7 protein-coding genes and 1 pseudogene are annotated in these 10,246 nt (G+C 37.4%); 2 read left to right on the top strand and 6 right to left on the bottom strand.

All coding sequences use genetic code 11. The annotated features are described in order from the left end of the window. Both Q1A47_RS18640 and tnpA read right to left on the bottom strand, forming a co-directional pair. On the bottom strand, positions 1 to 132 hold a 132-nt coding region (locus tag Q1A47_RS18640; protein ID WP_299632673.1), incomplete at its 3' end, for a helix-turn-helix domain-containing protein. An 11-nt stretch (positions 133 to 143) separates the two neighbouring features. Next, positions 144 to 527 (bottom strand): annotated as a pseudogene (gene tnpA, locus Q1A47_RS18645) (IS200/IS605 family transposase). Between the two features lie 322 nt (positions 528 to 849). Here tnpA and Q1A47_RS18650 point away from each other — a divergent pair. Both Q1A47_RS18650 and Q1A47_RS18655 read left to right on the top strand, forming a co-directional pair. Further along, positions 850 to 1,635 (top strand): enoyl-CoA hydratase-related protein, encoded by a 786-nt coding sequence (locus tag Q1A47_RS18650; RefSeq protein WP_026682948.1) that lies wholly within the window; start codon positions 850 to 852, stop codon positions 1,633 to 1,635. A 22-nt stretch (positions 1,636 to 1,657) separates the two neighbouring features. Then, positions 1,658 to 2,707 (top strand): enoyl-CoA hydratase/isomerase family protein, encoded by a 1,050-nt coding sequence (locus Q1A47_RS18655; RefSeq protein ID WP_166530243.1) that lies wholly within the window; start codon positions 1,658 to 1,660, stop codon positions 2,705 to 2,707. Between the two features lie 191 nt (positions 2,708 to 2,898). Here Q1A47_RS18655 and Q1A47_RS18660 read toward each other — a convergent pair whose 3' ends face one another. From Q1A47_RS18660 to Q1A47_RS18675, 4 genes are all read right to left on the bottom strand, one after another. Continuing rightward, positions 2,899 to 4,359, bottom strand: coding sequence for a CoA-acylating methylmalonate-semialdehyde dehydrogenase (locus tag Q1A47_RS18660; RefSeq protein WP_026682950.1), 1,461 nt, complete (start codon positions 4,357 to 4,359; stop codon positions 2,899 to 2,901). Continuing rightward, positions 4,356 to 5,252, bottom strand: coding sequence for an NAD(P)-dependent oxidoreductase (locus tag Q1A47_RS18665; RefSeq protein WP_026682951.1), 897 nt, complete (start codon positions 5,250 to 5,252; stop codon positions 4,356 to 4,358). Before Q1A47_RS18665 ends, Q1A47_RS18660 begins: the two co-directional genes overlap by 4 nt. 86 nt (positions 5,253 to 5,338) lie before the next feature. Continuing rightward, positions 5,339 to 7,012 (bottom strand): acyl-CoA dehydrogenase family protein, encoded by a 1,674-nt coding sequence (locus Q1A47_RS18670; RefSeq protein WP_026682952.1) that lies wholly within the window; start codon positions 7,010 to 7,012, stop codon positions 5,339 to 5,341. Positions 7,013 to 7,411: 399 nt separating this feature from the next. Continuing rightward, complete coding sequence (locus Q1A47_RS18675; protein WP_226983669.1) at positions 7,412 to 9,199, bottom strand: sigma-54-dependent Fis family transcriptional regulator; 1,788 nt, start codon at positions 9,197 to 9,199, stop codon at positions 7,412 to 7,414. Positions 9,200 to 10,246: the final 1,047 nt, after the last annotated feature.

The following is a 10,246-nucleotide window of genomic DNA, read 5'->3' on the forward strand; positions in this document are numbered from 1 at the left end:
ATACGTTTCTTTTCGTTCTGCTAACATTTTGTTATAGACAAAGCGAACGCAACCGAAGGTTTTACGTATAACCAAAGCCTGTTCATCTGTTGGATACACTCTAAACTTGTACGCTTTATTTTGTTTAGCCATATCAAATCACCTCACTTTATCCTTTGTTTTACTACTTCAATAGGCGAACCGCAGTCGTCAACAAACAAAAACTTCTTGACCAAAACATTTCTTTCCATAACTTTTTACGAACATGAGGAAAATCCCTCTTGATAAGTCTTGGACTGGCACTTTTATAGGCATTGATGAATTACGATCATTCACTGTTGGGTTGTGCTCTGAACAAAATATGAATATGGTCAATATCGTGGTTCCATTCGACTAATGTGATATTATATTTTCCACTCAACGACACAAACTGATCTTTAGCATAGTCTGAAAATGGTATCATCTATTACTTTCCTTCGATACTTCACAACAAACACAAGATGGTAATACATCAAGAACACTGAATGATTATTACTGTCTAATTTCATTTTTATATCAATCCTTATACTTTATAAGACTGATTATACCATGTTGAGCAAAAAAGGAAAAAAGCCTTTGGGATGTCGCCCAACCGAAATTCATCTCCCCCTTACCATTGGGCTACGCCCTTCACAAGCTTGAAGATGGAGACTTCTTTCGGAAGTACGTTAAAATCTTGTGTAAGACTACATCTTTTGTATACATGTATATACATGTATATACATGTATACAGTTTGCAAATTCGTTTCCCCTTTTCTTTGCTACTTATAAATTGGCATACTTTTTGCTACATAATTATGAAAGGGAAATGAAATATAGGGGGTATTTACGATGGAATTCAAGTACATTAAAATAACTTATAACAGCAATATAGCCGTGGTAGAGCTGAATAATCCACCGGCTAACGCATTATCTACTACAACTATTGGAGAATTACGATCAGCTTTTAAGCAATTAGCCGATGCAGAAAATGTACACGCTGTCATTTTAACTGGTTCTGGTAAATTTTTTGCTGCCGGTGCAGATATCAAAGAATTTGTACCTGCTATGGGAGATTACGACAGAGGAATACAGATGTCAGAGTTAGGTCAACAACTTTGTAATGACATCGAGCAACTAAAAAAGCCGGTAATTGCTGCCATTAATGGGCCAGCACTTGGTGGAGGTTTAGAATTAGCAATGGGCTGTCATTTTCGCATTGCCGTTAATGAAGCAAAACTCGGGCTACCAGAAGTAAAATTAGGATTAATACCATCATTCGGAGGAACACAACGACTTGCTAGAATTACAAATATGGCTACTGCACTAGACTTAATTCTTTCCGGAAAACATATAGCTAGTCAAGAGGCTGTTAAACATGGTCTTATCCAAGTAACTGTTTCTGCGGAAGAACTGATGTCTACTGCTTTAACAATTGCAAATTCCTTTACTGAAGGAAATAGTATGGCAAGTGTTACTAGAGCAATACAAAGTATTGTAAAAGGTATTCATGAACCATTTGAAGAAGGATTAAAAAGAGAAAAGCAAAAATTTGCAGAGCTGTTTCTAACAGAAGATGCCAAAGAAGGTGTACAGGCTTTCGTTGAAAAACGGAAACCTTCCTTTCATCATAAATAATCGAGCAAAGGAGATTGTTAGCGTGGAAGAAGAAGTATTATTTTCAACAAATCATAATGGCGTTGCAACGATTACATTAAACCGCCCAAAAGCTATTAATTCACTAAACTATGAAATGCTCGTTCCAATTCGTAAAAAATTAACGGCATGGGAGCAAGATGACACTATTTGTATTGTAATTCTGAAGGGAGCAGGTCCAAAGGGATTCTGTGCTGGTGGAGATATTAAAACATTATATCAAGCCAAGAATAATCAAGAAAGCTATGAACAAGCGATTACATTCTTTAAAGAAGAATACCTAACCGATCAATTAGTTGCTAGTTTCTCCAAACCAATACTAGCTATTCTAGACGGTATTGTTATGGGTGGCGGAGTAGGACTTTCCTATGGGGCTAGCCACCGTGTTGTAACTGAGCGTAGCAAATGGGCAATGCCTGAAATGAATATAAGTTTCTTCCCAGATGTCGGTGCGGCTTACTTCCTGAATAAAGCTCCAGGTTATATCGGAAGGTATTTAGCGCTTACAGCAACTATTATCACTGCTACTGACATACTCTATGCCAATGGAGCTGATGCTGCTGTTTCCAGTGATCAATTAGATTCTCTTGAAACTCAAATTATGCAAACGAATTGGTATCAAGAGGAAGATAAAATGGCAAGGCTTGACCACCTACTAAAAACTTGTGAAACAGTTTCTTTACAAGAAGGGGAGTTAGCGTCTAAGCAAGCTAAAATTGATCAGCATTTCTCTTATGAAACTGTTGAAGAAATTATCAATTCACTAGAATCAGATGGTAGTGAATTTGCTAGTCGTACCAAAGAACTCTTGTTAACTAAATCGCCTATTTCCCTTAAAGTCACCTTAAATCAGATTATTAAAGGACAAAATAAAACCTTGGAGGAATGCCTGGAGACAGATTTAATCCTTGCTAAAAACTTTTTGAAGACGGAAGATTTTTACGAAGGTGTCCGGTCCGTTGTGATTGATAAAGACAAAAATCCGCAGTATCATTATCAACAATTATCTGATGTATCATCAACGGTTGTTCAATCATTCTTTACAATAGATTAACCAGATTAGTAGTTTGATAAAATAGTTAATGCAAAAGCCGAACTATCATTCGAAACGTTTTGGTACAACCCCGAAAATTAGAGTAAAAAATCTAACTACTGAGGGGGAACCACCCAGTCGAATCGTTCGGCTTTTGCTGGTTCTAAACGTTTGCTGCCGAATCAAAACAAATTTTCTAACAGCCTAGGTTTTTAAAACCACCGTTCCGTTACTACTTTTTTTCTTGTATAAAATTGTACCCCGTCTTTTCCATTGGTTCCTAAATCTCCATAGAAAGACGCCTTGTTTCCTGCAAAGGCAAAGAAAGCCATTGGTGCTGGCACATTCACATTTACCCCAACCATTCCAGCATCTATTTTCTCACGAAAGATTTGTGCATACTTACCACTTGATGTATAAATAACCGCCCCATTCGCAAATTTTGATTGGTTCGTTAATGCTATTCCAGCTTCTAAATCCTTTACACGGACAACGCTTAACACAGGTGCAAAAATTTCATCCTGCCATATTTTCATATTCGGCGTCACGTGGTCAAAAATCGTTGCACCAACATAATAACCATCTGGTGTTTCTTCTTCAATATAGCGACCATCCACGAGCAGGTCGGCCCCCTCTTCTACTCCCGAATCGATATAACTAATTACTTTTTCCTTATGCGATTCACGGATAACTGGGCCAACAAAAGTTGATTCATCCATTCCATCTCCTGCTTTTAACTTTTTTGTTTCTGAAGTAAGCAAATCAAGGAAATCATCTGCTATATCATCAACAACTGCTACAACAGAACAAGCCATGCAGCGTTCCCCACTACTGCCGAATGCGGCACCAATGACACCCTGAACTGTTTTCTCTAAGTCACAGTCAGGCATAACAACGGCATGATTTTTCGCACCAGCAAGTGCTTGAACACGCTTGCCGTTGGCTGTGCCTGTTTGATACACATGTTTCGCCACTGGCTCTGAACCAACAAAGGAAATTGCTTCGATATCCGGGTGGTCCAATAAACCATTAACTACATCTTTTGCACCATGAACAAGATTCAACACCCCTTCTGGAAAACCAGATTGATAAAATAAATCAACAAGTCGTTCAGCCAAGATCGGGGTACGTTCTGACGTTTTTAATACAAAAGTATTTCCGCAAGCAATTGCTAAAGGATACATCCAAAGCGGTACCATCATTGGAAAATTGAATGGGGTAATACCAGCAACAACTCCAAGAGGATAACGCCAAATCGACCCGTCTATCCCTTTTGCAATACTTGGAAGAGCATCTCCCATCATTAAATTAGGTGTAGAAGTCGCTAACTCTACAACCTCTATCCCACGCTGAACCTCTCCTTCAGCGTCTCGCAATGACTTTCCATTTTCTAACGTAATAATCTTAGCTAATTCTGCTTTATGTTCTTTTAATAGTTGAAGATATTGAAATAAATATCGGGCACGATTTGGTACTGGAACAGTAGACCAATGCCCATATGCTTCCTTCGCAGCGGCTACTGCTCGATCAACATCTTCTTTTTCAGATAATGCTACTTGTGCTATCGTTTCTCCTGTTGCAGGATTTGGAATATCAACCATTTCTCGTCCACTCGATTCCACCCACTTATTCCCAATATAATTCTTCATCACTTTCACTTCCGAAGAAATCATTTTGTTGCCTCCTTCTTCCTTGATTGTTCTTTTACCCGTTGGTAAAGTACAGCCATATCCTTTTCGCCATATCCTTCTTTTTCAACCGATTTATATAGTTCTAGTAATGATTTACTAATTGGTAAATCTAACTGATTCGCATCAGCAACATCCATCGCAAACTCCAAATCTTTTCTAAGCAATTTCAAGGAAAATCCTGGTTTGTAATCGTCGCTAGCAATAAAGGTTTGGTAATTTCGTTCATAGATCCTACTCTGCCCATAGCTAACATTTAGCATAGAGAACAAGTCGTCTAGATCAATGTTTTTCTTATTAGCAATATGCAAAGCTTCACTAACTCCTGCGGTATAAAAACCAATTAATAGATTATTAATCAATTTAACAGTTGTTCCACTGTCTATTTGCTCATCTACATGGAAAATATTCTCGCCTAGTACCTCGAGTACAGGTAGCACAAGGTTATAAACTTCTGTAGGCCCACCGACCATCACAGTAAGTGTTCGATTCTCTGCTCCAATTACTCCACCGCTTACAGGAGCAGCAAGAAAATGAATTTCTTTTTTCTTGCAAGCCTCCGCAATTTTTTGATTAAGTTCAGGTGCGACAGTGCTAGTATCTACTAATAATTTACTCGAATCGCTATACTCAATAAGTCCATCTTCACCTAAGTAGACTTCTTCTACTGCTTTTGATGACGGTAGGCTTGTAAAAATCAGCTCACTGCTTGCTACAACCTCTGAAATAGATGAGGCTATTTCCCCACCTTGCTCTTTCAATTTAAGGACCGCTGTTTCACTTAGATCATACCCCGTTACATGAAATCCTGATCTTATTAACCCCTTTGACATTGGTAGTCCCATATTACCTAAACCGATAAACCCAATTTTATTCATGATATCCCTCATTTCTTTATAAAATAGAGAAGATTCACTCCCCTTTGAATGTACAACCAGAGATTCAACGTGAATTATCTACTACGTTACCCCAAGAAATAACCATTTTTCTCAATAACTTCATTAGCGATTTCTTGTTTCTTTGTAATTATATTTGTATGCATAACAGGGAATGCGTTAATTTCGTTAATTAATTGCTCTTTATCCTCCTCAGAACAAATAGATGAAATGAGTACGATGGCATTGCTCTCCAATCGATAATAGCTTTCTTCACATAATATTTCAGTCATTTTCTTCCTAAATTGCTGATGCTTTTGAATAACCTCTGAATTTATATGGGAGCCCTTCATAACGTATAGCTCCTTCACACAATCCGCTAAAATGCGAGCATATACTTGGTTTAGATTGCGCAAATCGCACGTATTAGAAAGCGCATTCATAATGATGTTTACTATTTTACTTGCATAACGTACAAACAGATTATTGCTTGAACCATTCACGAGTTCTTCTTCAATCGTTGACTTGAATTGACTATACTTTTTGAGAAATGATTTAGCTATCGTCAAACGGTTTATTTCATTAGTACCTTCAAAAATTCGATTGATTCTAGCATCACGATAAATTCGTTCTACCTCATACTCTTGCATATACCCATAGCCGCCATGAATTTGTACAGCCTCATCCACAACATAGTCTAATACTTCGGAAGCAGCTACCTTATTCACTGAACAGTCCATTGCATATGCCGAGAGATTTTTTAAGACGCTTTCATCGTTTTCCTTGTCTAACCGATCTATTCTATCTGCTGTGTAATAAGCAGAGCTTTCAGCACCATATATCGCGATAGCCATATTCGCTATTTTTTCTTGAATCATGCCAAATTGTATAATTGATTGCTTGAATTGTTTACGCTCTTTGCCATAGCCAATAGCAATTCTCAAAGCCTGCTTTGAGGTTCCAATATTTGCGAAGGAGAGTTTTAATCTAGCTAGATTTAGAATATTTAATGCGATATGATGTCCTTTTCCAATTTCACCTAATACTTGATCTTCAGAAATTCGAACATCTTCTAAAATAACCGTTGCTGTGGAAGAACCCTTAATTCCAAGCTTTTTTTCCTCTGGACCAATAGTTACTCCTGGTGTGGATCTTTCGATAATAAATGCCGTCATTCCTTGATCAGTATTTGCAAATACAACATATACATCTGCAATATGAGCATTAGTTATCCATTGTTTCTCTCCATTTAATACCCAATCTGTAGTGTCTGCTACCTTTTTAGCTGTTGTATTCGCCGAAAGAGCATCAGACCCAGCATTTGGTTCCGTTAAGGCATAGGCGCCTACCCATTCACCCGATATGATTCTAGAAAGGTATTTTTGCTTTTGACTTTCCGTTCCGTAATAAACAAATGGCAAGGTACCTACTCCGGAATGAATATTAAAAGATACACTAAATGATCCAGCAAATCCCATTTTTTCTGCAATAAGTCCAGCAGTTCGTTTGCCCATTGCTAATCCACCATAAGCTTCAGGAACATCCGCACCTAATAACCCTAAATCACCAGCATACTTAAATAGCTCTCTAGCTACTTTATAATCATGCGCTTCCAGCTTCTCCATATCTGGGTTCACTTGTTCTAATACAAATTTATCAATTGTTTTCGCAAAAAGTTCTTCCTCATCTGAATGATTTTCGAAGCTACTAGACGATTCATGTGGAAATATAGGATGGTGATGTGTTGATTCTGTTTTTTCCATGTACCTTTCCCCCTTCACCTCTACAATGCAATTTCCATGCCAACTTTTTCAGTGTGTCTACCTGTAAAAACAATGGCAAAAAGTGTTACATGTCTATACAATTGCACATACATATTAACAATTAAGTCCTCCCTACTTGGTTAACAGTTTTAACTAATATATATAACCAAAGCGTAAGTGCGCGATTAGAAACGTAGCGACTGGAGCAAGTCAACGGAGATAAAGGAATCACGGTGAGCTTGTGAGTCGGTGATAACTTATCTTAGAGCGATTCGTGAAGTCGCCTACTATCTGGGTGCTGAAGCTGCACGCAGCTCAACACGTCCATATTTATCCACCTGGCAAATTTTATAATTTCTTAGTCTATAACAAAAGATCACAGCTACTCCCCCTGTGATCCTATGTATTATAATTTTTGTCTAATGCATATCGGGAAATTTTATTATATAAGGTGGCTCGAGACACACCTAATAATTTAGCTGCCTGTGATTTGTTCCCCTTTACTTGTTCTAACGTTTGTTTAATTAACTCCTGTTCTTCCTTTGAAGCTTCAGCTAAAAGTTCTCTTCTTTTTTTTAGACTTTGAACAGGTGCAAGCGTACCTTCTTTCTGTAATTCGATATGAAGAAATTCTGGTAATGCATTAAATGAAATATGTTCTCCATCTGTTAAAACAAATAATCGCTCTAAAATATTCATAAGCTCACGAATATTTCCAGGCCAGTCATACTTGTACATCAACTTCAATAACTGTTGATCAATTGTTTTTACATTTGCCTGATAAACTTTAGCCAATTGCTGTAATTTATGGGCTATTATGATAGGAATATCGTTTTTCCGTTCTCTTAATGGCGGAATATCGATAGGGATTACATAAAGTCTATAGTATAAATCTTCTCGAAATTTACCATCATGTACCATTTGGGTTAAGTTTTTATTTGTAGCAGTGATTAACCGAAAATTTAAGGGGATTGGTTGATTTCCTCCCACCCTCTCTACCTTTTTCTCTTGAAGAACTCGTAATATTTTAGCTTGCATCCGTAAAGGCATATCGCCTATCTCATCTAAAAAAATAGTACCATTATGCGCTAATTCAAATTTTCCAGCTTTTCCTTCTCTATCGGCTCCAGTAAATGCTCCTTTTGTATAACCGAATAATTCCGATTCCATTAACCCCTCAGGAATAGCAGCACAATTAACACTTATAAAATCTCCGGCTTTCGTATCTCCAGCATAATGTATAGCCTTAGCAAACTGCTCCTTTCCTACACCACTTTCACCAGTTATAAGCACGGTAGCCTTGGAACTGGCAGCTTTCCTGGCAATCTTTTTAGCATTAGAAATAGCTGGGCTATCCCCTAGTATATCTTCAAAGTTTATGGCACTATCTAAAAAATTACTTACTTGCTTGAGCTGATAATTATGTTCATCTCGTTTATGTAATTGTTCCATGCGTTGGATAACTTGTTGAATTTCCGTTAACCCTTCGTAAACAAGAATTCCTGCTGCTCCGATTATCTTATTATCCTTCCAAATAGGAATACGATGTACCACCAAATCCTGACCTTGTAAGCGATGTGCCTGACTACGCTCTGGTACACCCGTCTTTAATACAACAGGTAATCTCGTATTATCTATTACGTTAGACGCATGTTGACCAACTGCTGCATCCTTAGGAACTCCAACATAACGGCTATACGCCTCATTAAATAACTGAATAACCCCATTCTCATCTACAACCGTTAACCCCTCGTATGCGGTATTAAAAATAAGCTCATACCATTTCATCAAATCCTCTGTTTTTTTCACCTTTTGAGTCAACTCTTTGTGATATAAAAGCAATTCTTTCTCTGTAAGAACCCCTTCTAACTTTCCACTTTCATCACTTACGATATAGCCTGGTAATTCACGAATATCCTGTAGTACTGTATCTTTGTTTAGCCTCACGAATGAATTCGTCATAACATTTGCTGTCTGTTGGTGAGATTTATCACCTTTTTCATTCATTAGGACAATAATATCCTGCAATCGTAAAATCCCTAACAAATGACCGTCTTGAGTAACTGGAAGCTCCGTTTCATTCAAATTTCTTAAGAGCTTTAGCGCTTCATGAACCTCCATTAATGGATCAATTGTTGTTGGCTTTGTATTCATCCACTTTTCAACCGTATCTAATTCTGGTTTCATCAAGGATCGATCTCCCCTTTGCAATTAAATATTTGGGGCAGTATGGAACAGCCTTTATCTTTATCAATCAAATGATTGAGCGCTTGTTCAATAAGCTACCATACTTAGGCCAAAATAATGAAAACCCTTACATTTTTTAGATGAACTATTAAATGAAACTTCAATCAGTTGGGGTTGTTTTAGCTTCCACTGATGGTTAGCAGCACAAGGGCATGACTTAAAGGCCCTTGAACCAAAAGGACATTTACTGGCAGTTGACCCCTCACTTCTCTATATTGGTTGCACTTTATTGCTTAAAGTGGGAGCTTACTGCCAGTTATATGCGGGATAAAGGCTTAACAGCAGTCCAGGAATAATTCGCATCCATTACATACTAGTACATACTAGGCACAAAACATGCTTAACTTAGTATATCATATATAGCCATTTTTCTGAATTATAGCATTCTTCAAGCACAATCGCAAATTTCCTTTACTGCTGTGTTGCTTAACTTTATGCATCCATATAATTAACTTACGTAGCCAATTACGTGATAAATTCCTCTTCTAGCAAAACAACTATAAAGATACACATGATTTTAACTAACTAAGCCAAACTAACTCGAAAGGAGGTAAAAAAATGGCTAAAGATAAGACAAAAACGAAGAATAAAAGTAAACAGGAATTGAATGAAATGAAGAATCAAAACAAATATAAACGTAACCGTCCTCCTGGTAACTAAAAACTATGGCAATATGTCCCCTTAAGCTTAAGCAATATTTCTACCGCAGATTTGCTTAAGCTTTTGATGGATTAGTTATTATAATAAAGTAATTCAATCCATGGTATTTTGTTTATTCCCTACCACAAGGAGATGACCTAAAGACCTTGGAACCCAATCGGACAGTTGATCCCCACTTATCCATATTGCTTTCACTTTATTCCTTGAGGTGTGGGAGTGATATGCGGGGTAACTGAAATAAAAAAAAACGGAGCAAAATTCGCTCAGTCCTTATCACTACATGCTCAGATTTTACGCTTCCTCTAGTAGCTATTATGGAATAGCTAC

The organism is uncultured Virgibacillus sp. (assembly GCF_947495635.1).
In the GTDB taxonomy this organism is placed as follows: Bacteria; Bacillota; Bacilli; order Bacillales; family Amphibacillaceae; genus Virgibacillus; species Virgibacillus salarius.

What these genes read in the sequence shown, in the direction of transcription:
- Q1A47_RS18650 (WP_026682948.1), top strand. Translation starts at nt 850, where the DNA reads ATGGAATTCAAGTACATTAAAATAACTTATAACAGCAATATAGCCGTG.
- Q1A47_RS18660 (WP_026682950.1), bottom strand. Translation starts at nt 4,359, where the DNA reads ATGATTTCTTCGGAAGTGAAAGTGATGAAGAATTATATTGGGAATAAG.
- Q1A47_RS18665 (WP_026682951.1), bottom strand. Translation starts at nt 5,252, where the DNA reads ATGAATAAAATTGGGTTTATCGGTTTAGGTAATATGGGACTACCAATG.
- Q1A47_RS18670 (WP_026682952.1), bottom strand. Translation starts at nt 7,012, where the DNA reads ATGGAAAAAACAGAATCAACACATCACCATCCTATATTTCCACATGAA.
- Q1A47_RS18675 (WP_226983669.1), bottom strand. Translation starts at nt 9,199, where the DNA reads ATGAAACCAGAATTAGATACGGTTGAAAAGTGGATGAATACAAAGCCA.